17 protein-coding genes are annotated in these 24485 nt (G+C 39.8%); 4 read left to right on the top strand and 13 right to left on the bottom strand.

Annotated features, from left to right (window positions below; translation table 11 throughout):
- Window positions 1-16: 16 nt before the first annotated feature.
- Window positions 17-3163 (bottom strand): protein translocase subunit SecDF, encoded by a 3147-nt coding sequence (gene secDF, locus IPJ09_06190; GenBank protein MBK7371016.1) that lies wholly within the window; start codon window positions 3161-3163, stop codon window positions 17-19.
- A 443-nt stretch (window positions 3164-3606) separates the two neighbouring features.
- On the opposite strand from secDF, the gene rplU reads away from it, so the two are divergent.
- Both rplU and rpmA read left to right on the top strand, forming a co-directional pair.
- The gene (gene rplU, locus IPJ09_06195; protein ID MBK7371017.1) at window positions 3607-3918 is read left to right on the top strand and encodes a 50S ribosomal protein L21; all 312 of its coding nucleotides are present in this window, start codon (window positions 3607-3609) and stop codon (window positions 3916-3918) included.
- A gap of 13 nt (window positions 3919-3931) precedes the next feature.
- Window positions 3932-4192, top strand: a complete 261-nt coding sequence (gene rpmA / locus IPJ09_06200) for a 50S ribosomal protein L27 (GenBank protein ID MBK7371018.1) — start codon at window positions 3932-3934, stop codon at window positions 4190-4192.
- 357 nt (window positions 4193-4549) lie between these two features.
- Here the strand turns inward: rpmA and IPJ09_06205 are convergent, their stop codons facing one another.
- The 11 genes from IPJ09_06205 to IPJ09_06255 form a co-directional block, all read right to left on the bottom strand.
- Window positions 4550-5050, bottom strand: coding sequence for a heme-binding domain-containing protein (locus IPJ09_06205; protein MBK7371019.1), 501 nt, complete (start codon window positions 5048-5050; stop codon window positions 4550-4552).
- Between the two features lie 33 nt (window positions 5051-5083).
- Window positions 5084-6112: an FAD-binding oxidoreductase gene (locus IPJ09_06210; GenBank protein ID MBK7371020.1), complete on the bottom strand. Its 1029-nt coding sequence runs from the start codon at window positions 6110-6112 to the stop codon at window positions 5084-5086.
- An 8-nt stretch (window positions 6113-6120) separates the two neighbouring features.
- Window positions 6121-6465, bottom strand: a complete 345-nt coding sequence (locus IPJ09_06215) for an MmcQ/YjbR family DNA-binding protein (GenBank protein ID MBK7371021.1) — start codon at window positions 6463-6465, stop codon at window positions 6121-6123.
- Complete coding sequence (locus IPJ09_06220; GenBank protein ID MBK7371022.1) at window positions 6465-7307, bottom strand: tetratricopeptide repeat protein; 843 nt, start codon at window positions 7305-7307, stop codon at window positions 6465-6467. Before IPJ09_06220 ends, IPJ09_06215 begins: the two co-directional genes overlap by 1 nt.
- An 18-nt stretch (window positions 7308-7325) precedes the next feature.
- Complete coding sequence (locus tag IPJ09_06225) at window positions 7326-8258, bottom strand: aspartate carbamoyltransferase catalytic subunit (protein MBK7371023.1); 933 nt, start codon at window positions 8256-8258, stop codon at window positions 7326-7328.
- A gap of 2 nt (window positions 8259-8260) precedes the next feature.
- Complete coding sequence (gene pyrR, locus IPJ09_06230; protein MBK7371024.1) at window positions 8261-8812, bottom strand: bifunctional pyr operon transcriptional regulator/uracil phosphoribosyltransferase PyrR; 552 nt, start codon at window positions 8810-8812, stop codon at window positions 8261-8263.
- 24 nt (window positions 8813-8836) lie between these two features.
- Window positions 8837-12388 (bottom strand): CRTAC1 family protein, encoded by a 3552-nt coding sequence (locus IPJ09_06235; GenBank protein MBK7371025.1) that lies wholly within the window; start codon window positions 12386-12388, stop codon window positions 8837-8839.
- Window positions 12389-12498: 110 nt separating this feature from the next.
- The gene (locus tag IPJ09_06240; GenBank protein MBK7371026.1) at window positions 12499-14244 is read right to left on the bottom strand and encodes a RagB/SusD family nutrient uptake outer membrane protein; all 1746 of its coding nucleotides are present in this window, start codon (window positions 14242-14244) and stop codon (window positions 12499-12501) included.
- 33 nt (window positions 14245-14277) lie between these two features.
- On the bottom strand, window positions 14278-17505 hold the full coding sequence (locus IPJ09_06245; protein ID MBK7371027.1) for a TonB-dependent receptor: 3228 nt from the start codon (window positions 17503-17505) through the stop codon (window positions 14278-14280).
- A 317-nt stretch (window positions 17506-17822) separates the two neighbouring features.
- A complete protein-coding gene (locus tag IPJ09_06250; protein MBK7371028.1) occupies window positions 17823-18542 on the bottom strand; it encodes a tetratricopeptide repeat protein in 720 nt (239 codons plus the stop codon).
- A 5-nt stretch (window positions 18543-18547) separates the two neighbouring features.
- Complete coding sequence (locus IPJ09_06255) at window positions 18548-20293, bottom strand: hypothetical protein (protein ID MBK7371029.1); 1746 nt, start codon at window positions 20291-20293, stop codon at window positions 18548-18550.
- Between the two features lie 174 nt (window positions 20294-20467).
- Here IPJ09_06255 and IPJ09_06260 point away from each other — a divergent pair, with 174 nt between their 5' ends.
- Window positions 20468-20674, top strand: coding sequence for a DUF4293 family protein (locus IPJ09_06260; protein ID MBK7371030.1), 207 nt, complete (start codon window positions 20468-20470; stop codon window positions 20672-20674).
- 2 nt (window positions 20675-20676) lie between these two features.
- Here IPJ09_06260 and IPJ09_06265 read toward each other — a convergent pair whose 3' ends face one another.
- Complete coding sequence (locus IPJ09_06265) at window positions 20677-22914, bottom strand: T9SS type A sorting domain-containing protein (GenBank protein MBK7371031.1); 2238 nt, start codon at window positions 22912-22914, stop codon at window positions 20677-20679.
- A gap of 131 nt (window positions 22915-23045) precedes the next feature.
- Here IPJ09_06265 and IPJ09_06270 point away from each other — a divergent pair, with 131 nt between their 5' ends.
- Window positions 23046-24464 carry a hypothetical protein gene (locus IPJ09_06270; protein ID MBK7371032.1) on the top strand — a complete coding sequence of 473 codons (1419 nt, stop codon included), beginning with the start codon at window positions 23046-23048 and terminating at the stop codon, window positions 24462-24464.
- Window positions 24465-24485: the final 21 nt, after the last annotated feature.

Raw genomic sequence — 24485 nt, forward strand, 5'->3', positions numbered from 1 at the left:
AGAAGTGTTTTGTTTATTATTTAACCTTTAAAGGAGTGGTTGCTGGTGCATTTTTCACTTTTTGATCGGGTGTATTGCTATTTGCTTTGATTTTTTTTTCACCCATTGCAAAATCTACCAGGATCGGTGAAGCAATAAAGATGGAGGAATAGGTACCTACTACGACACCCACAGTCATCGCAAAGGCAAATCCCTTAATGGACGAACCTCCAAACAACAATAGTACGAAAATGGTAAAGAATACAGTAAGTGAAGTAATGATCGTTCTGGCCAAGGTGCTGTTGATGGCTTTATTAATTACTTCAGAAGAAGTCAAAGTTGTATAGTGCCCCATATATTCTCTGATCCTATCAAATACAATCACGGTGTCATTGATGGAATAACCAATCAAGGTCAAAATTGCAGCTATGAAAGCCTGATCTATCTCAAGCGATATAGGAAACCATCCGTGAAGCAGTGAAAACAAACCTACGGTGATCAATACATCATGCGCTAAAGCCACTGTAGCACCCAAACTATACTGCCACTTGTTAAAACGCACCAGGATATATAAAAAGATTACCAATAATCCAACAATGGTGGACCAAATAGCACTTGCCCTGATGTCATCTGCTATTGTTGGGCCTACTTTGGTAAAACTGGTGATATGGATGCCAGTACCATCAGGATTTTTTAGTTGATCCAAAGTAAGATTTTCTGCACCAGGCAGGCCTTTTAAACCATCCAGAATCTTAGCAAGTACACGATCAGGCGCATCTGCTTCAAGATCATTGATCAAATAACTGGTAGTGATATTATAAGTATTGGATACATCTACGGCTTTGATAACCGGAGAGCCGGGTAATGTGGTGGATAATGTATTTCTGACCTGTTCAGAAGATATACCCGAAGCTCCAAAATCAATATTGTAAGAATATCCACCTTTAAAATCAACGCCCAAGTCAAACCCTCTGGTGAAAATAGATATCAATCCTAAAAGAATCAGTGCTCCAGAAAACATATAGGCTTTCTTTCTGATGCCAATCCAGTCAAAACTGATATGGGTAAATAAATCTTTTGTTTTGGAAGTCCAGAAACTAATATCCTTGCCTTTGCCAACCCAATAGTCAATCATCAACCTGGATAATAATAATGCAGTGAAAACAGTAAATATGATACCGACTATCAATACAGTACCGAATCCTTTCAAAGGACCCGTGCCAAAATATATCAAAACAATACCTATCAACAAGGTAGTCATGTTGGAGTCTAGAATGGCGGACATCGAATGTTTAAATCCTTCTGCAATGGAAGTCAGCAGTGATTTGCCAGCTCTCAGCTCTTCCCTGATCCGTTCATAAATGATTACGTTAGCATCTACTGCCATACCCGTAGTCAACACAATACCTGCGATACCTGGCAATGTAAGCACTGTACCCAGTGATGCCAACGCTCCGATTATAAAAAATAAGTTGGCGATCAAAGCAATAATAGAAACCAAACCTCCACTGCCATAATAAAATATCATAAAGGCCAAAACAATAAAAAAGCCAATAGCCATGGCCAATAAGCTACGACGGATATTGTCTTTACCTAAAGAAGGACCGATCAAAGATTCGGCAACAATTTTTGTCTTGGCAGGTAATTTACCTACTTGTAAGATATTAGCCAGATCTGTAGCCTCTTGTACTGTAAAACTACCTGTGATTTCAGTGTCACCACCGGTAATAGGTCCATTTACACTAGGACATGACACCACTTCATCATCCAAACAAATAGCTACTTCCCTGTTATTATCCTGTGCAGCCTTGGTAGTCATGTCTGCCCATACTTTGGATCCGGCATTGTCCATTTTAAGAGTCACTGTCGTCTGGCCTTGTTGATTGCTGGATGGTTTAGCATCTATGATTCTATCCCCTTCTATAGGCGCTACATCAGATCCTCGCTTTTTATGTATCGCATACAGATAATACATATTGGATTTTTCTCCTTCGTCTGTGCTGGTAAGGCTCACCGGCTTAGCAGCCCAACGAAACTCAAGATCTTTGGGAAACATCGCCATAACTGCAGGATCAGCCAGGTAGCTCGAGATCGTATTCTTCATGTGGCTTTCCGCAACACCCATCACCGAAGGTGAAAATGTAAAATTAGTTCTATCTTGATTGACAAAGTTTGGAGTAAATATCCTCAGCAGAGGGCCTCTGTTAGCCAATGGATCCGCAGAAGCAGGTAAGGTATCGATCCTCATCGTTGAATCAACTACATTACCAATGGAATCAAAAACCTGGGTGTAAGCAGTATCAATATTTAGAACAGTGTCAACAGCTATGGTATCTTCCCCCATCGTTTTTTTAAGCAGACCATCAGCATCTACGATGGCATTCAATATACTTGGAGAAGTCAAAGCAGGATCACCTGCCCGATAGACATCCCAGAATTCAAGTTTAGCGGTGGTTTGTAATAATCTTCGAGCCCGCTCAGGATTCTCAATACCAGGCAACTCTACTGAGATCTGGTCTCTGGCTGCATCAAGGGACACATTGGGCTGGATTACCCCAAATTTATCTATCCTGTTTTTCAAACGGTCAAAAGTCAATTTGACAGTCTCGTCTGCTTTGGTTCGAAGTATATTAAGTACGGTTGCATCTGAGGTCTCCAGGTTGATTTGGCTTCTTAATCCTGGGTCACGTTGAAAAATAGCAGAAAGTTTTTTGCCTTTCGCTACTTTAGCAAACTCTTCTCCAAAAATGAGTATGAAATTCCGGTTGTCATTGGACAATGCTTTTTCCGCATTGTCAAGTGCCAGGAGGAAATCCGGATCTTTACTATCTTTTGAAAGTCTGATCAAAAAATCTTTAAGATCGACATTGAGCGTAGTCTGAAGACCACCTTTTAAGTCCAATCCAAGTGCTAACTGTTGGCGTTTGAGCTCTTCATAGCTATATTTCTTCATGCCCGGTATACTAAAGGCGACTACATCAGATACAGAATCCAAATATCTGGTCCTGAAATCTTTATAAGCAGTCTCCCCTTTGATACTATCGGGTAAAGCATCCGCCAATTCCTGAGCATATCGATCAGCCCTGTTTTCTATCCGTTTGGTCGGCAACATGAATAAATATTGCATCAAGCATACTACAACCAGCAGTATGAAGAAAAACTTCACTAAACCTTTACCTAACATATTATTTTTTTTGTATATATATATTTAAAAAGCGGCACAAATATATTATTTTTTCCGTCAAATCATGGTATCATACTATCTGCAAAGGACATAACGTTTAAATCAGTCGAAAATATACTGCATAAAATGCATTGGAATATTCGCTTTAGCCCCAAATTGGGCCCCCTGGTGAGTTATTCAACTTCATTTGTTATTTGGCCCCTACCCTCATCTAAACTAAAATGAAATCGGAGATAAGCGACCATATATTATATAAACAATTGATTTAAAACAAATTAGATATTAATAAATCCTCCTTTTTTAAATAAGTATAAGCTATAGCCATCGTTGACTCTTGTATTTGATTGGTTCAGCCGCTTCTCTTGGCTTTGTTTTTAAAAAAATCTAAAAATTATAATAAATCATCTATATTTGCGCTTCCAAAATTTAAAATAAATAGCAATATGTATGCAATTGTAACTATTGCCGGTCAACAAATGAAAGTGTCAGAAGGCCAAAAGCTTTTTGTCCACCGGCTGGATGCAAAGAAAGGCGACTCCATCCACCTTGATCAAATTCTTTTGATCGACCGCGATGGTGCAGTAGAAGTCGGTACTCCGACTTTGAGTGGCTCTATCAATGCAACTGTCCTGGCTGATGATGTCCAGGGAGACAAAGTAATCGTGTTCAAAAAGAAAAGAAGAAAAGGTTACAAAGTCAAAAGAGGACATCGTCAACAATTTACCCAAATTCAAATTAATTCCATCACCGCATAAACATTTTTAAGTCATGGCACATAAGAAAGGGGAAGGTAAAGTATTAAACGGAAGGGATAGCAATCCTAAATACCTGGGTGTTAAAAAATTTGGTGGTGAGGTGGTAAGAGCTGGCAATATCCTTGTAAGACAAAGAGGTACCCGATTCCATCCAGGGACTAATGTGGGTGTAGCTAAAGATTTCACTTTGCATGCTTTGGTCGATGGTACTGTTCAATTCAAAAAAGGAAGACAAGACAGGACCTTCATCCATATTTTGACTGCTCAGGCTTAGGCATTTCTCCACACAATAATTTATTCTTTTTCAAGGCAATACATTCTTTGCCTTCAGTGTATTTTTTTATACCCAAATGGGTTGCGGCCTGTTTGTGATAAAGGTTTTATTGTGATCTTCCATTTGAATTTCTATGAACGATCTGACGATTGACTATAAATTAATTGTGATTTTTTTTTGATGAAAAAATTAATTCATCATTAATATCGGGACTAACCGTAACAAGAAATTAATTTTCAATTTCTTCATCTATCCGTAGTATAAAAAATTCATTCCAAATGAATTTTTTGAATTATTACCCAAGTCTCAATTTGAAGGATCCCAAAATACCTTCAAAATTGCAAGAAGTTAAATCTACTATTTAGCTGGAGCGGGTCGCTTAGGAAGTACTAAACTATCCGCAGGGTACGTTGCCTTTATATGATCTGATGCAGACTTTGCCCAGTCGGTAATCATTTTTTTCTGGTCTGCAGTGAGCCGGGCATCGCTGTGAGTCAAAGTATATGAGTATAATGGCATTTCACCTTCTTCTATCATTTCGACGACTTCTTCCAATTTTTTGTTTTGCAGGGCAATTCGCCGGCTAGCCAAATTGGAAAAATTCAAATGCCGGGTACCTTCCTTGATGTGATCATCTAACCACCAAGCCAATGGCTGAAAATTAGAATACCACGGATATCTTGTATTGTTAGAATGGCAATCATCACAGGCTACCTCCATTAGTTTGGTAAGGTCAGCAGACATAGGATATAATGTCTTTATATGATATTGTTGATCATTGCTATTGTTTTTCGCAGGCCTGAAAAATTGAATGACCAGCAAAATGGCCAATAAACCCAAAAGTATTTTCCTAATCATAGTTATTAAATTAAGTCCCTAATTTAGTCTAATTTATTTAATTAATCTCTTCGCATCAAATTCATTATCCATATCAGGCCCAAATAGGTGAGGTATAAATTTTTTTATTAAAAATGGAGCCAATGAGGACCCCTTCGTGCCTAAACCATTCAGTGCCCACATAGTATTAAATTCAGGGTGCAGGGCGATAAGAGGTCTGCGATCGGCAGTAGTCGGTCGGATACCTGCGTGATGAGCGTCAATGCGGAATGGTGTAATCAGAATTTCAGATAGTTTTTGTCTAAGTTCTGCCATGCCTTCTTCACTGGGATAGACGCTGTTATACTTCCATTCATAGGTCGCCCCTACCCATTGTTTGTTTTTATAGCCAGATACCACGAGATGGTGTTTAAAAGTCGCATTCAATTCTAATTCGGGTGTTTCAATCAAAAGTAACTGACCCTTGTTGCCTAGGATTGGCAAATTTTTGAAATATGGATTGTGAATCACTGCTGCCCCTTCGCAAAACACGATATGCTGAGCTATGATACCATGGTATTCCCATCCTTTCGATGTGTGGCGCAAATCTGTATAAATCATTTGTTCTTCGATAAGCTTGTCAGCAAGCTTCCATATCGAACGCAAAGAATGAAGCATGGTCTTGATATCAAGTCGATATCCTTTGATCTTATAGACTGATCTGATCGAAGCACTGAGGTAGTTTCGTTTTTCATCTGCCTGGCTGATCAAATCTTCATATTGATATCGAAGCGATTGACTCAATAGATCATTTTCCTCTTTGATCGAAGACAATCCCAGGAGTATATCATGTTCAAAAAGCACTTGGCAAGCAAGTTTGGATGTAATGTCTTCATATGTTTTGATAAAGATGGGTACCAGTTCGTCATACTTCCAGGATTTGACATACCTCCTGCCGGTGACTGGATTGATGATGCCTGCTGCCAGAAGCGAAGCTGCCCCTGGTAAATACTGATCTATAAGAACAAAGGATTTTTGCTGATCTTCTAACTCAGAGGCCAACAAACTACCTGCAAGCCCCTGCCCCACTATCAGCACATCCACTTGCAATTTTAGGTTTGCTTTTTGGTTTTTTTAATTTGGAGTTTGACCAGGTCATAGGAGTTTAAAATCAACTCTTTGACCAGCGCTATTTTTAATGAGCCGTCAAGGTATACAGTAATCCAATGTTTTTTATTCATATGCCACCCGGGGATGATCTCTTCATGTTCATCTCGAAGGGTGATGGCATAATCCGGATCACATTTTAAATTGACTCTTAATCTTTCTTCCACCAAATTAACCAATGCAAACATCTTATTATTGATCATAAATACCAACACTTCCGGACCAAATGGAAAACGCTCTTCTACAAAAGGAAGCGCCAAGCAGTGTGATCTAAGTATCTCTAGGTTCATCAATAAATAGCCATATCAAAATACTTCCTCTGTGATTTTGTAACAGCATGATTTTTTCCAAAAATATGGAATAAAGCTATGCCTGTTTTACGCGCGATCTCCTCTTTATAGGATTTATCGATGTGCATAGACTGAATGATTTTATCTACTGCAGCATCTTGCCTGCTAAAATCAAGATCTTCCCTGGCCTGATTCAAGAGCTGGCCCACTTTGGATTGATCAAACTCCGTATTAAAAAAGGACGAAAGTGTACGTATATCATGAACCAAATCAAAATAAGGGTTTCCTTCTTTAATATGATTGGTCAGTAACTCAGCTTCTCCCGGGTCTGAAAACACCAAATGGCTGGCACGATACACTTTAGCTTTATCTGAATCCGGATTCTGAATAAGATAATCTTCGAGATACATTAAAAACTCAGGATCAGGCACTTGGATGATCTGAGGCAGGATCTCATCAGGATCAGGTAGTTTTTCATCCGCAGCCTGATCAGCTTGTTCTACCCCATCCGTCACTTGATCACCTGCAGCAGGCAAATTTTCAAGCAACCATTTTTGTATCTGAGGTTTAGGTAATGCACCTACGAACTCAGCAATGATCTTCCCCTGGAAAATCATTTTTACAGCCGGAATGCTCATGATGTTTAGTGCCTCTGCTATATCCTGATGTTTATCGGTATTTAATTTAGCCAGCTCCCACAATCCATTGGCCTCGGCAGCCAGGGCTTCAATGACTGGCCCTAGCGCCCGACAAGGGCCACACCAGGGTGCCCAGAAGTCGACGACGACTGGCACCTCAAAGCTTCTGTCTACTACTTCCTTTTGAAAATCTGTTACTTCCATGCTTATATTCTTATACGATTAATTTCTATTGGCCAGTAAATAGAGTACCGCCATTCTGATCGCTACTCCATTTTCTACTTGTTCTAATATAATACTTTGCTTCGAATCAGCTGCATCAGAAGACAATTCTACTCCTCTGTTGATAGGCCCGGGATGCATAATAGTGATCGGTTTTTCAATCCTATTCAGCATGGCCGCATTGATGCCATAATATTGTGCATATTCACGCAAACTTGGTAAATAAGGAATCTCCTGGCGCTCCAGCTGAATCCGCAATACATTGGCCGCATCACACCATCGGAGACACGCTTCAACATCGTGACTTACTTCCACTCCCAATGAGGCTATATGTTTTGGTATCAAAGTAGGTGGTCCACAGACTCTCACTTTGGCTCCAAGTTTATTCAAACAAAATATATTACTCAAAGCGACCCTTGAATGGAGTATATCTCCTACAATAACTATTTTTTTACCTTTCAATGAGCCAAGTTTGCTTTTAAGCGAGTAAGCATCCAGTAATGCCTGTGTCGGATGTTCGTGGGTGCCATCTCCTGCATTGATGATGTTGGCCTTTACTCTTTTGGATAGATATATTGGGACTCCGGCCGCAGGGTGTCTGATGACGACCATATCCACTTTCATGGACAGAATATTATTGACAGTATCGAGCAGGGTCTCCCCTTTGCTTACAGATGAAGAGGAAGAAGAAAAATTGATCACATCTGCTGAAAGCCTTTTCTCCGCCAACTCAAAGGATATACGCGTACGGGTTGAGTTTTCAAAAAATATATTGGCGATGGTGACATCCCGTAAGGTTGGTACCCTTTTAATCGGCCTGTTGATGACATCCTTAAATTCGTCAGCAGTATCAAAAATCAATTCAATATCGGCAGTCGATATATACTTGATACCCAACAGGTGTCTTGTAGTCAACTGCGCTTTATCACTCATGATCAATCAACCAATTTTTTTTTATACAATCTCACTTCGCTTTTCTCAGGATTCAAATCCCAATCTACCACCACGTGGGCTTCATCTACTGCATCAACCGTATAACCAACATAGTCTGGACTGATGGGTACTTCACGATTAAATCTGCGATCAATGAGTACGAGGAGTTCTACATTGCTCGGTCTGCCAAAATGATTTAAAGCAGTGAGTGCAGCCTGAATCGTACGACCTGTATACAGTACATCGTCTATCAAGATGACCCTTTTATCTTCCACTACAAAATCCATCTCTGTCTCATTGGCTTTCAGCGCTTTACGTAGCCTAAAATCATCGCGATAAAATGTAATATCCAATTTACCATATTTGGCTTGATGTCTTGGTAACAGTTCCGTGATCAGCGTAAAGATCCTGTCAGATAGCTCCACTCCCCTGGGTTGAATGCCGATGATGCAGGTATCCTTAAAATCATCATAGTTTTCGATCAGCCTATACACCAATCGTCGTAAAGTCAGGGTAAAGCGGGGATGTTTGAGTATGATTCGGCCTCGATCCATGATTCTAAGGTCAAAAATACTTAATTAATTGATGGTTCTTACTGATTTGGAGATTGCATTTCTTACTTGTAATTGAGTTGATCGGGCTGATAAAGAAATTCCAGCTCTGGACTGACTCTTATACGAAGTACCGGAATAAAATTCAATTTTCCGGGAAAGACCATGTTGGAAGGTCATGATTCCTGAATATTCATTGTCATTTGGGTAGAAAAGGGTGGTCTTATGAGTGGTTTTATGGACAGCCAATGAGTCGAGATTAATCATTTGTAAAAATATATTTTCCCCAGAAGGATTATGAATGGACACCAAAGATTTGGCATCTCCAGAGATGAAATAACCACTTAGCTGAAATGAAACCGGTATAAAATCTCCATGCTTGTCATTTAATAAAACCAATCCTTGCATTGCGTCCGCTCTACCCTGGATGAGTTCAATACCGTAGTCGTTGCCACTGATGACAAGATCCAGGTATTCGTCATCATTCAAATCCAGTGCTTGCATGCCATATAAAGGTGCCATTTGTGCTTCACGGGGAAGGTTTTCGATCAAAAAATGGCCTTTACCATCATTTCTTGCCAGCACAGAATTAAAATTATTTGCTTTTAAAATCAGCGCTCCCTCTAATTCTTTCTTTGAAAATACCTGGTCTACCGTAGCCAGTCCATAAGAAGTATAAGTCTGAAATTTTCTCCTAATCGTGAGTAATTGTTTGATCATTTCATCCCTGCCATGGTAAAAATATTCTCTTTTGATGCCGTTAGTATCTCTCCAATAGCAAGAAATAAAAGGATCCAGGCTACCATTTTGATCAAAGTCTTTGGCATAAATCGTGATCGGCTCCTTCGAATTACATTTGAAGTAAGTGTTCTGGCCATAATTGCCCACGATATAATCTATGTCTCCATCATTATCAATATCACCTGAGGTCAGGCTCGTCCACCAACCAGGATTGGAGTCCAATACAGGATCCATGACTTTTTGAAATTCGGTACCGGTGTTTTTTAAAACTGTAATGGGCCCCCACTCCACGGCCAGGATGAGATCGGGCAAGCCGTCGTTGTCAAAATCCGAAAACAACCCATCACAAATCATTCCCGGCTCCGGCAATTTCCATTCTCCAGTAGCATTTTTAAATTTAATATGTCCTTTAGTAGATTCGTTGAGCAAAATAAAAGATTTATCCGCTTTGGGGTAAGTCCCGGGCAATACGTAGCCACCGATAAAAATATCCAGATCTCCATCAAGGTCTATGTCTGCAACTCTAAGCGTGGAAGCACAGGTATTGGCACTAGCCGGTATAGCAGAGGTATCTCGCTCAAAGTGACCATGCCCGTCGTTTTTGTAAAATCGAACCACATAAGCCGATTTGCCAGCCGTCAGATTTTCATAAGATCCACCTGCGATCATAAGGTCGAGATCACCATCTCCATCAGCATCAAAGGTCGCCATAGCAGCATCTTCGATCTGGAGTTCGTCCGGGCTTTTGAGGTCGACATACTGTGAATCAAATATTCCCAGTTTATTTTGAAAATACATGGATGCCTGGTGGTGCGCACTACCTCCTATGATGATATCTTCCAGTCCATCTCCATTCAGATCCCCCGTACACATTGGTACTCCTTGCTGGGACATTTTATGCGGCAATGTTTTTTGAATATTGAAATCGATAAAATCTTTTTCCTGGTGTACATAATTCAAGCCAATCGATGAGGGGCTAATCGACTGAAATACCTTACCATTATAATCCTGCGCTGCATTTTGAATTTCTTGCTGCCGGCTCAGCGGAGACAAGATGATTGGCGTTGAAAGAGAAGGAGTCCGGTAGACATTGATAGTCCCCTCCGGCCAATACACTTTTACTGAATCAATGATCCGCCCATCCTTTAAACCAAACTGCAATCGATTGGAAGATTGGGACAGATATCCTCTTCCACTTAGGATATACCTTGTTTGAATAGAAGGTCCTTCAAAAACCTGAACTTTTGCACCAAAAGCATCTGAATTAAATGGGCCTCCTTTCAATTGAATAGTCACAAAATGTAAACTGTCCTTTTTACTTGTATGTTCTTTGGTATTATTCTTAAACAAAAATGGCACATCATCAATATTTTGCACGACCAGGTCTAAGTCGCCATCATTGTCCAGATCACCGTATGCTGCTCCATTGGAAAAAGATTTGATATGCACCCCAGTTGGCTCAGAGACATCAGAAAAAGTGAGATCCCGGTTATTGTGAAACAAAAAATTGGACACTTTGACCTGTGGGATGACCGCTTGAAGATCCATATCACTCAATAAATTGTCAGCCATGGCCCGATATTCGCCGAAATCATGATCCGTCACATCCTTGGGAAAACCGTTCGTCACATATAAGTCTTCGTAGCCGTCCAGATCAAAGTCTGCAAATAAAGGAGCCCAACTCCATTCGGTCTCATGCACCCCACTGAGGAAACTTATTTCGTCATACACAGGAAGATGGTTGGTAGCATTCAACCCTTCATTGAGTTGAAGGGTATTACGCGTGTACTGGTACTGGTATCCATACTCCTTTATATATAAGTAGGAAGCATAGTTGCCTGGCCCAATTAAGGTCTTTTTTCTAAGATTGGTGAAAGGCAACATCTCCACAGTCATCAACTCCATCTGGCCATCATTATTGATATCTCCAAGATCACTCCCCATAGCAGAGGAAGACTGATGTCTGAATATATTACCCACTTTGTTGGTGAAAGTACCATCTTGATTATTGATATAAATGAGGTCATCACTGAGGTAATCATTGGCCACATAGATATCCTGCCAACCATCTTCATTAAAATCATTGATCAGGGTACTATGACTATATCCGTGAAAAGACATTCCAGCTGCAGAGGATATATCTACAAAGTAAGGGTGTTGGTGGATAGAGTCCCAATCGTTGCGATACAATTTGTCACAGTTCATATCACAATCGTCATTTAAGTCTTTCACAAAAACACCAGGCACTTTACGGTCAATAAAATTGGTGCCAATAAATAAATCCAGATCTCCATCTCTGTCAAAATCGAAAAACTGAGCATGAGATGAATGGGAGGTATCATCCACACCATAGGCCTCAGCGGACTCCAAAAACTTAGGAATTCCGTTTTCATTGCCTTGATTGATAAACAACAGGTTTCTTCTTAGCGAGGCATTTTTTATCAAAGTATTGCAGACATAGATATCTTTTTTTCCGTCCCCGTTGAGGTCGATGATATTTACTCCTGAAGACCATTGTCCAGGATATTTTTGGGTGCCTGATTCTGCAGTAATATCTTTAAATTTCAGACCTCCCAGGTTTAAGTAACATTTGTTTTCCACCTGGTTGCCAGTAAAATACAAATCTTCCAGTCCGTCCCCGTTGAGATCACCGATGGCTACCCCTGCTCCATTATAGATAAATTCCGTATTCAGTATATTAAATGAATCATATTCTGTGACATTATTAGCAAATGAAATACCTGAAAATGAAGGATTTATATTCGTAAACAAAGGGTCATCCTTACTGCATGACACAAGCACCATCATCACTAAAGAAAGGATATAAAAAAGTTTCATAATTAAAGTATAAAGCTAATACCCCTCCTAGTAATACCCTAAAAAAAAATCCACTGAAGAAAAGTCTTCAGTGGACTAAACAAAATTGTATGATTAAAAGCCTTATTTAATTAATAGCCAGGGTTTTGTTTTAAAACATCAGCCCCTTGAATATCAATTTGAGACTGTGGAATGGGCAGAAATTCACTCTTACCCGCTACAAACTTAGCACCGCCAAACTTAGTAGTCAGGAGTACAGCTTCATTAGCCAAATATTTGTTTAACACATCTGCTGCGATACCCCATCTGACCAAATCAAAAAATCTGTGGCCTTCCTGTGAAAGCTCCAATCTTCTTTCAAATCTAACAGCATTGATGGCGGCAGTTTTGTCAGTCCAGGGTGTATTGTATAAACCTATGACATAATTAGCTGCATTAGATCCATCAGGATTTTTGACCCAGCTGCTTGGATCAGCAGCTCTTGCCCGAATCTGGTTGACATAAGCTCTGGCTTTTTCAAGATTGCCAAGCTCTGCTTCAGCTTCTGCAGCCATAAGGAGCACATCTCCAAACCTGATCACTGTATAGTTCATAGTAGCATAACCACGAGTCCAGGAGCTTCCATCTGTAAGTGTATTCTCCTGTGACTTATAATACACATATTTTTTTGGAGAATAAGGACCAGCATAGGGTTGGTTTCTAATCCAGTTTTTACCAGGATGAGCTATCCAGTCAAGATAAGGGATGCCCCTTCGACCAATGGAATGATCCAGTCTTGGATCTACAGGTCCTGCGTCTGGAGTAAAAGGTGCAGAAGACTCGACATTATAATCGTTCTTCAAAGCATTGGCAGCACTGTTATAACTGCCATCTAACAATGGTAATCCATTGGCATCTGTTCTGAATGAATTAGCTGCATCAAAACTAGGTTGATTGAATCCACAGCAGTTACCCGGACCATCTACACCTGTATTATAAGGATAATTCAAGTCATCAAACCAGTTGGAATTATTGACATTTCCTGTATTCATAGCTGTTTGTACGGAAAATACAGACTCTTCATGATTGTCATTGGCTGCATTATAAATCTGATTAAATTTACTGACCAACCCATATTTTTTACCATTCGTGGTTTTACCATTCGCTATGACCTGGTCAAATAAAGCTTTAGCTTCTGCCCATTTTTTCTGGAAAAGATATGCTTTTGCTAAATAAGCCCCTGCAGCCCATTTATTTGCACGACCAGCCTGTGCTTGAGTCTCGGGCAAATTGTCAAAAGCTGATTTAAAATCTGCCTCAATTTTGTCCCAAAATGCTGGTGTATTAGGTACTTTCTCTATTCCCGTGCCATAATCGATAGTTTCATCGATATAAGGCGCACTGTTCCATATTTTTTTAAGGTCAAAATAGAAATTTCCTCTTAAAAATCTGGCTTCGGCCTGTATCCTTTTGAGGTCAGCAGCAGGAATATCTTTGGCTTCTGCAGCAAGTCTCAAGACAACATTGGCTCTGGAGATACCTTCATATTTCGCTTGCCATGCGCTATTCATATCACCCTGGGTAGGCTCAGTTTCATATCGCTGGACCGTATTGATAGAAGAATAATCGCCCGGGTCAGTGCCTTTATTGGCATCACCACCAAGTATGTTGCCAAATACCCAATTGTTTGGGGCAGCATATCTGGAAAAACCTCTGGCAGTAAGCATAGAGTAAGCACCTATCAAAGCACCTTCTACCCCTGCCTTTGTAGCCAACTGTGCATTAGACAATGATCCTGTAGGAGGAACCTCGAGAAAATTATCTTTGCACGAAAATGTAAAAATTGAGACTGCAAATATGCAAGCCATCAATTTTTGTTTAAACGTATTAATTTTCATTACAATTTTTTTTAAATGAAATTTTTTAAAGAATTAAAATCCAACATTGATACCTAACGTAAATCCTCTGGTCACCGGATAGTTTCCAACATCAATACCAAAATTGGTATCAACAGCTCCACCTACTCCAGGATCGAGTCCTTCATACTTAGTAATCGTAAATAAATTAGTACCAGCGATGCTAACTCTTGCATTGGAGAATCCCAATGGTTTAACTAGACTTTTTGGCAAGGTGTATCCCAACGACAAATATTGCATTCTCAGATAAGATCCGTCTTCCACATACCAGGAGTTTTCTCCAGCATTGGTACTGATATTAGATGCAGACTCCCATATAGGCGCTTTAGCGTTGTCTCCAAGAGCAGGGGTCCAGGATTCCAGAGCTCTGATTCCTTTTCCAGAGCCTTCAAATGATCCAAAGAAGTCTGTAAACCATTTAGACATATTGAAAATCTTATTCCCAATGGAGGTATACAAATAAGTACTTGCTGAAAAGTTTTTAAAGTCTACAGTAAATGTCAGACCTCCCGTATACTTTGGAACAGGATTTCCTATAAAAGTACGGTCTGCTGGATCTATTTTACCATCTCCATTAGTATCCTCGTACTTAAACCTGCCTATTCCTTTGCCGGATTGTTCAGGTGAATTGGCTACATCAGCAGCATCTTTGAAATATCCTAAAACATTATATCCAAAGAAGGAAGATATGGGTTGGCCAACTGCATTTCTGATAGGACTGATACCTCTGTAGCCAGATCCGGTAAAAAAATCAATTCCGGGTGCCAATGCAGTGATTTCGTTATGAAGGAAAGAACTCGTCCAGCTCACTTCATAGTTAACAGTAGAACTTAACTTTCCCCGATTGACAACCAGGAAATCAAGACCTGCATTCTTCATACTGGCGATATTGACTGCTGGCGCAGAAGCCAATACCCCAACCACTCCAGGAAGAGGTACGGTATAAAGCAAGTCTTCAGTATTTTTTCTCCAAAGATCAGCTACGATTTCAAACTTGCCATTTAAGAGTGTAGCATCAAATCCAAAATTAAGCGTAGTACTTGTCTCCCATTTGGCATCAGGATTACCAATTCTTGATCTATAATATCCTTCATCTACCCCGCTATTTTGACCGGAAATAGGATAATAAGAATTGCCTCTGGAAGCTGCAAATAAAGAATATTGGTTGGCTGGATCCACGTTGTTTGAGTTACCCATTTGACCCCACCCAGCTCTCAATTTGAGGTCAGTGATGAAATCATTGGCTCTTAAAAAGTTTTCACCACTGACCCTCCATGCAGCAGCTACTGCGGGGAAAGTACCATATCGGCTATTGATACCAAATCTTGATGCGCCGTCTCTTCGCAAAGTTCCAGACAAATAATATTTATCCGCAAAATTGTAATCAACCTTAGCAAAATAAGATTCGAAATTGACACCACTAAATAAACCACTATTTACCTGTGGGCTCTGTACCACATTTAAATTGACATAATCCAGATCAGTTGAGAAAGGGTTTAATCCAGAACCATTGATAAATCTTCCGGCCCCGGTGTTGAGGAATTCAGCACCTGCCAGAGCGGTAATACCATGGTTGCCCAATTTGAAGTTATAAGCAGCGGTATTGGTATTGACCCATCCGAAACCATTAGAACTACCTTCACTGAAGGTATTGCTTGCTTCAGGCTCAGAATCACCCAGATATAAGTAATTGTAATTCTTAAAGAAAGAACTAAAATAATTACCTCCAATACTGGAACGAAGGACCAGATTTTTGATAGGATCAAATTCAAGGTATAGATTACCAAAACCACCTGCATTATAGTTGCGATCATCTTTGTTGTTTAGAACTAAGGATCGTACAGGATTTCGAGGATTGTTAAATCCAGCAGCTTTAGTGCTCGCATAATTGCCTAATTCATCAAATACCGGGATTACGGTAGGCATACGGTAAGCAGATAGTACTTGAGATTCATCATCAGCAACGCCCTGTCCTCCAGCATCGCCCTGTTGACCGAGGACAGACCTATAGGTGAATTGCAAAGTTTGTCCAAACCTTAATTTTTTAGTTAAATTGAATTCGGTATTAACCCTCAATGAATATCTTTTGAATGCATTTTCCAATAAGATGCCTTTTTGATCTTGCATACCAAGTGATACATAAAACTTGGCATTCTCACCACCTCCCTGGAACCCAAGGGTATGTCGCATCAAAGCGCCTGTTCGGGTGATAGCATCATACCAGTCAGTACCAGCTAAATTGGGTTTGATTAAAAATACAGTACTTGGACTGGCTTCGTGAGCTGCCTGTATGGCTGCTAAATCTACACTTCCACGGACACCATTCTGCCCATTGGCATGAAGATAATCCGGCAGTGTAGCCTGGGCTGAAGTACCATATTGAGGATGGTTGTACTTCACTTCAACGTTATTTGCTGCAGCGTTATTCCTATAAGCTATATGGGTCCAATCTGCCTGTTGTTGTGGACTCAGCATTTTTGGAGCACCTGCAACGTTTGGATCAGTAAGACCAAAAACGCCATCATAGGTGATATTGACCTTATTACTACCTTGTCTTCCTTTTTTTGTAGTGTAGACGATGACACCATTGGCAGCACGAGCACCATAAATAGAGGCAGATGCAGCATCTTTTAGCACTGTGGTCGACTCGATATCATCCGGGTTTAAGAAGTCCGTAGATCCGACCGGAACCCCATCCACGACATAAAGAGGCTCGTTTCCACCTAAGGCGCCGAATCCCCTTACCCTGATCATACTGGTGGTACCCGGTTGGCCATTGGTCACTACTGTCACCCCTGAAACACGACCTTGTAATTGTTGTTCTACGTTACCAGATGGAACAGCACGTAATTCGGCTGCTTTGACGATAGAAACCGCTCCACTGAAGTCTTTTTTCTTTTGGGAAGAATATCCAGTCACAACGATCTCATCGATCTGAACACCTTCATCCATGGTTATATTTAATACCGCATCATTGCCTACGGTAACTTCCATATTGTTAAATCCAGTGTACGATACTTGTAATACATCCCCTGCCTTTGCGGCTATACTGTAAGAACCATCTACATCCGTAATGGTCCCTGTAGCAGTGCCTTTGATCAATACCGAAGCACCGATCAATGGATCACCAGTCGATTTATCCGTAATAACCCCGCTCACCTGGGCAAAAACAGAAAAAGAAAGCATGAAACAAGCAACTACAAGACTTGACTTGCTCCACCCTTTTACATTCAAGAGTTTCATTTTCATTTTAATCAATAGTTAATCGTTTGAGTTAATTTGTTTATAGTTGATAAAATTACAAAAACATGTTGTATAAATTGTAATCAATCTTAAAAATTTTAACAATTTTTATTTCACTTTCAAATTAATATCCCATTTATTTTGGAAGTAATAATGAAAAAATGCCTTATTAATATCAGAAATTAAGTTTATATTAACAAACAAAATTAAGCTATTTTGAGTGTGAATAAAACAAAAGTATTTAAAGATTATAAAAGTTAAATATGGAGTCTATTTGAACTTAATAGGATTCGAGGATAATATGCTTAGGAAAATGACTAAATTTTGGTGAGGTTTGCCTTTGGCAACCAACCTATATCATTATTATCCAGTACTACCTTATACCATTCACCAAGACTATCTACAGGCTGAGCTTTGGTGCCCACCCCCAGAAATATTAACTGCTGACTTGAAATCTCAGGAGCAATGCGCAACGGCTGAGCATCCATAAGGATTGATGCCGGAGTTTGCTCATGCCGGTATCTTGCAACAAATAATAGGCATAAGAAAAAAGTGATGAAACCAATGAAGAGGAGCAATGCTTTACGGCGAGGAGATGGCAAGATCATACCGAATACAGCAAAGCTGGATGAAAAAATCAAAAACAGCCACCCCCAGGAATTTTTGTTCAAAAGGTCACGCAGGTTAAAAAAATATTCCAAAAGAAAAAAACTCGGTAATGGCTCGATATTGGGCTCTATACTGCGAGATAATCTGTTCAATTGTTGTTGGATAGATCTCGACCCCGGATTTAATAAAAGGGCTCTCTCAAGCGCTAATCGGGCATGAGCTATATCATGGGCAGCCAAATAACAGGTACCCAGGTTAAAATATAAATCAGATGAAGGTAATTCGTTGTTAATCAGAGCTTCATATTTGGCTGCAGCATCAAGGTATTTTCCCTGCTGGTACAGAACGAACGCCTCCTCGGATATTTGTGATAAGGCCAACCCAAAAATTCCTACACATAATGCTGACGATAAAATGAGCCGCTTCATAAACATTATTGCAAATTTAGTATTTGATCGCCAACCATAGATTTCCAATCAGGTCTGCCTGTCGCCTCCCATCTGAAACCTCTTAATTTCAACGCTTCATGGTCTACAGAGAGCATGGGTTGCATTTTGCCACTTGGTTTGGTAAAAAAATAGATTCTATCCACCCGATTACTACCAAACTTAGCCAATATATGGCTGCAGATCATTTTATTTACGCCGATATAAGCTCGATTATCATCTAAGATATAATAGACTGCTTCCGCATTGCCCAGTACATCTACGGTCGAAAGATTGGATGAGTCAAAATCCGCCTGGATATTCCTGCCCTTTATCTGGTTGAAAAATTTTAGATCTTCAGAGTTAATAATCATCGCATTCTGTAGTAGATGCATGGTCTTGATCTGATTGCCTGATTGTATAATCCTGATAGTATCCGCAAAAAACTGTGAGGTATCGGACCAGATCGTAGGATGGTCATACAAGGTAAAAACAGAATCCGCTTCACTGTATACCAAGGAGTCACAAACTGCCTGAAGGTCAGATCTAAACACCCTGACATGATGATAAGCCAGGATCGCCTTGGACTTAGAGATTGTATCCTTCTCAAAAGCAATCAAAGTATCTGCACGTAATAATAAGGTATCCTCCGGATTGGAATATGATTTGAACAAAGGTTGTCTGCCATGACCCATTGCGATGACTTTATTGTTTTTTTTGTCCAAAAACATGGAGTCACAGTCTATGCCGGCATGATTAACCGTATCGGTCCAAAGGACCCGACCTGCAGCGACCAGATTGCCTTCATTGCCACTGCGCACAATCCTATCTGCCTCCAGATGATTGCTGCTGTCTTGCAAGGCAGACCGTCCGGTCGTAACAAAAACACCGGTATTTTCATTATAGACCAATTTTTTGGAGGAGGCGATATTACCATCTTTGGTGATGATGTTGCCTTGGCCAAGCAGCGTCATTTCTTTAGATTTTTCATTGTAAAGCACCGTATCACCAGAGAGTCGGGTGTCTTCTCCTATGAACTGTACTTTATCATATAAGTTTATTTCGTTCGAGACTCCATTGTAGCGGATGAGTTCTGCTGTTGCTTTTTTGCCCTCATCCTGGTATTGTGGATGACCGGTAAACTCTGCAAACTTATCGTCTACATCATAAAACCCACCCTCACAATAGATTTTTCGAGATTCCTTCTCCATCAAAGTGGGTGCTACAAAATAAGCAGTCTGAGTCTTGGTATTAAACTCCAGGGAATCAGTTCTCAGTTGAACCTCCGGATCAGTCATTTGTACCTGGCCTGAAAAATAAGCCATGTCCTTCAACACGTGATAATATCCGTTTTTACTTTTGAGCACGGTAGTATTAGTGCGCAAGGTAGCAGGAGTATGATAGGATGCCACAGAACTGTCCAGGTCATAATGCAACCTTTTGGTATATAATGATTGGGTGCCACTGACCAGTATCACTTCTCCAAACAAATCTGTAGTCTTCAATAATCCATTATATATCAATGAATCAGCAAATATCTGGACCGTATCGTTATGCCTGATCACTACATTGCCGTAGGCCTTGACCAACAACCCCTCTATTCTTGCAGAGTCACAATATAAAAAGCTGCTATCGTGATAAAGCTGGACATCTCCCGTCAATATTTTTAATTCCTGGCCAGGATTCATTTCCAAAAAAGTAAAATCCGAATGAATGATCTTGATCTCCTCATTTTTAGGTCCTTGGCCAATCACTTGGGCAGTAAGATTCCATCCAATGAAGAAAAAAACAGACGATAATATATAAATGTTAAACTTCCGCCCCATGTCGTGTGGTAAAACGCCGCTGCAAGATAAAAAGTTGCTACGAAGGATCCGTGGCTAAATGATAAGCCATTATCTTCGCTTTTTTAATAGACTTTTAAGAATATGATCCAACGAATTCAGACTGTGTTTTTGATGATTGCCGCCGTCGCACTCGGCACCCAAGTTGCCACCCCAAATATTTCAAATGCCGCGATCACTCCTGGTATTGGAGCCTTCATGCCTGTCATAGCAATGATAGCTTTGATTTTTGCATATCGGGGAATAACCAAAGATGATAAAATCGTCAAATCAATGGATCGATTGCGATAGATTTAACGGTGAATCTCGAGTTTTTCAGTTGTCACCCCGTGGTTGGTTTTCACTTGCATCAAGTAAATGCCAGGATTGAATTGAAGCAGTGATTGTTTCACTTGCTTCGATGGATAAAGATTTTTGTCTAATACTATCCTGCCGGTAATATCCATCAATGTTAATTTTTCAATATGATCTCCAGCCTCCATAGCCTCCAACGTAATCCATTGAGATGCCGGATTAGGATATTGTCGAATACCTACATGTGCCACAGGCTTTTTGGAAAAATCTATAACTACAGTAGCTTTATTATCGGGAAGCAATCTGACAGTGCCATTAGATTGATTGATCTTTATATTGGAGATGGTAAACTCCAAAGGCAACTCTTTAGGTATTTTGAAACCTTCAGCATGTGATACTATCGGACCTCCTTTGGCTTGAACCCTGACTGTTTTGCCATATCCTGATCTTGGTTTACGCTGAGCACTTGAAAAACTAATATTGATCTTATCATCCCCGTCAATTCTGCCATCAAGCACAGCATTGTCATATCCAAACCAGGAATTGTCGATAATACTGATCTCAATGTCCTCCGGGTCAATCATCTGGTCATTAAAAGCCAAATCGAAACTAATACCATCTATATCATACATCAGATCCCGAGCATTGCCAAAAGCAAGTTGCAGCACCGCATCATCACCTGGAGCTATGATCTCAGCTACGGGTGTAACAGAGGAATTAGTGGAAATTAATTGGTAGACGCCCTGTGGGATAAGCTTATGAGTTTGATTGATATTATCCAATACGATTTGTATGTCCTCGGCACTCACCAATCCATCACCATTGGCATCGGCGTGCTTGGCATTTAATATCAACTGGCGGTTCCAATCCAAAGAAGCCTGGTTGGCCCAATTGGTAGAATTTGACGGGCGAGATGGGCCTGCAGTGCCTAAAAATTCGCTGATCGTATTGACATCCTTAAGGTCAACCAAACCATCTGCGTTGGCATCTCCCGGCCATACATACTCTTTGGAAGGGATACAGCCGACCTCTGCATAGGTCTCGACTTTTATTTTTATAGGCGCGCATTGTTTGGTACCGGTGGTAAGGCAAAAATTGACAATAAACTGGTCTGTCCCAATAAAACCAGGAAAAGGAGTATAAACCAAAGGATTGTAACTGCTATAGGACTCACATTGCAAATTGATATTGGCGCTTCCCTTATAAAAATCCAGGGTGCCATAGCTAGGATGGTTGAGAATCTTAAACTCGTAATCCTGCACCGGAATATCATACGGGATGACCAGCGATCTTCCTTCAGCCACCCTAAACAAAGGATTGATGTCTTCTCTGGGCAAAAAATCACTCACGTAGAGATAAGCATCGGCGGTTTCACAACCTAACGAATTACAAGCGGTATACGTGAATGGAGCAATGCCTTCAAAATCTAACGTAGAGGTATAAGTAAAAGTATTATCCGCATTAAGACTGAGATTGCCTGAAGGTGGCTGAGTGTATGAAGTAACAGTAGGAACACCACCGGTGGATAGATCATTGAGCGTAACTGAGAATAGCCTGGATGTGTTTTTATTCAGAAATACAACATCATCCACCAAAATTTTGTTCTGCAGCGGTCTGTCAATTAAAGACAAAAGAAAAACAGATTTTTGATTGCCCTTATCAAAAGTCAATAACTCTTGTGATCCAACAGCACCAGTAGGAACATACTGGTATTCATATTCATTGATCTTGGTGATTTGACCAAACTTAGGTGCCGCAAAAAGTTTAAAATCAGGATCAGGTAAATAAAACAAGAAAGGCTGATTCCGAAGGATTCCCCGGGTTATGGTATCTGCATATACCGTACGACCTGGGTCAATAATCAGAATGCTTACATCACCAATGCCACAGTTGCCAGAGGGGTCACAAGCAGTGTAGACAATGTGTCCTAATCCACTAAAGCCCGGAGTAGGCGTAAACAAAATATTTCCACCATTTAAAATAGCTTTACCATGACTGACATAGGAGATGGCTTTTAATGATAGTGGCAACGATTTAAGACTCAGGTCATTATTTAATGGAGCGATTGTAACTGCAGACCCGGTGGTATGATTAAAATCCGGTTTACAAACAGTAGACAGATTCCAATCCTGACCTGGAAGTAAGATCCCGGAAAAGAGAAAAACTAAAAAACTAACAAGTCTGACGAAACGGTTCATTATCTTAGCGACTACCATTTGAAGTTGCAAGATAGCCATAAATTGTAAATCAAAATAATAAACATATATTATTTCTATATATAATATTAACACATGTAATTAATTTACAATATCTTAAAGTATAATTATCAAAATATAATATATAACATTATTTACATATATGTTAATGAATGAAAGAGCTTAAATTTCTTAGAGTACTCTCCCAATTATCTAAGCCAGAATTGCAGAAGTTTAAGAAATTTCTGGATTCGCCCTATTGTAACTCTAACCCCATCCTAAGTCTTCTTTTTTCAGCAGTAGTATCGGTAGAGACTGGTTCTGTGAATGAGAGTGTAGATAAAAGCAATGTTTGGAAGCAATTATATGCTGATAAAGAGTTTAATGATCCAAAATGGCGCAAAACCTGTAATGATCTACTCACAGCATTGCAAAAATTTTTCACTTTCGAACAAATCGACCACAATCAGTTGCTCGAGGAAAATCTATTACTGGAATATTTGTACGAGCATAAACTGGAGTCCATGTATAAATCAGTCGCTCAAAGTGCGCAATCTTCATTTAAACAAAATAAAAACTTATCCTCTGAGTATCATCTTCAAAGATTTCAGTTAGAACGAAACCTGTATGATTTATTGGAGTATGACATCAATATGGAATCGCAATCAAATCAGGAAACCATACACCACTACCTGGACTTATTTTATATTTCTGAAAAAACAAAACAATTGGTGAATGCTGCTACGCGCAGGCATGATTTCAATTTGCCGATATTTATAAAGCTAGAGGAGGAAGTCATAGATATAATAGAGAAAAATAATTTTCAACAGTATCCTGAGATAGATATCTACTATCGGATTTATCAGCTAAAAAGGAATGCGAATACAGAAGCCGGCTATAAGGAGTTAAAATTAAAGCTTTATGAAAACATCTTAAAATTTCCGCTCGACGACGCAGTAGACATTTTTAAGGAGATTATTAATTATTGTATTTTCCAATATAATCAAGGGCTCAATCTATTTGTTCATGAAGCCCTGGAATGGTATAAATATGGACTTAAATTTGACTTGACATTCCCTCAAGACAAATTTCATCCTGGTCATTTTCTTAACATCGTATTATTCGGTATCCGAACGAAAGAGTTTACCTGGACAGAAAACTTTATTGAAGAATATCAGAAGATTATTCCTCCAGATCAAAAGCATACGCTAGTGACATTTTCTCTGGCTCGATTGTATTTTAATCAAAAAAAGTTTGATCAGGTCATTGAAAAGCTTCGTGATGTAGAATTTGATGAACTCACTTATAATCTTGACTCCAAAGTATTGCTGCTGGCTACCTATTTTGAGGTGGAAGAATGGCCCGCTTTAGTTTCTCTGGCAGATAGTTTCAGGACCTTTCTCAACCGTCACGAGAAAGACATCACCGCAGCCAAAAAACTTCGCTATTCTAACTTTATAAAATTTGTAAAAAGACTAAGCAAGGTGAAATATCAGGATCAGGCTGCCAAAACAAAAGTGATTGCAGATATAAAATCTACCGAAGGTGTGGTGAATCAGGGATGGTTGATTGAAAAAGCGATGGCGGTTTGAGGAAAATTTTATTCAAACCGC

Source organism: Saprospiraceae bacterium, from assembly GCA_016709995.1.
Lineage (GTDB): Bacteria > Bacteroidota > Bacteroidia > Chitinophagales > Saprospiraceae > JADJLQ01.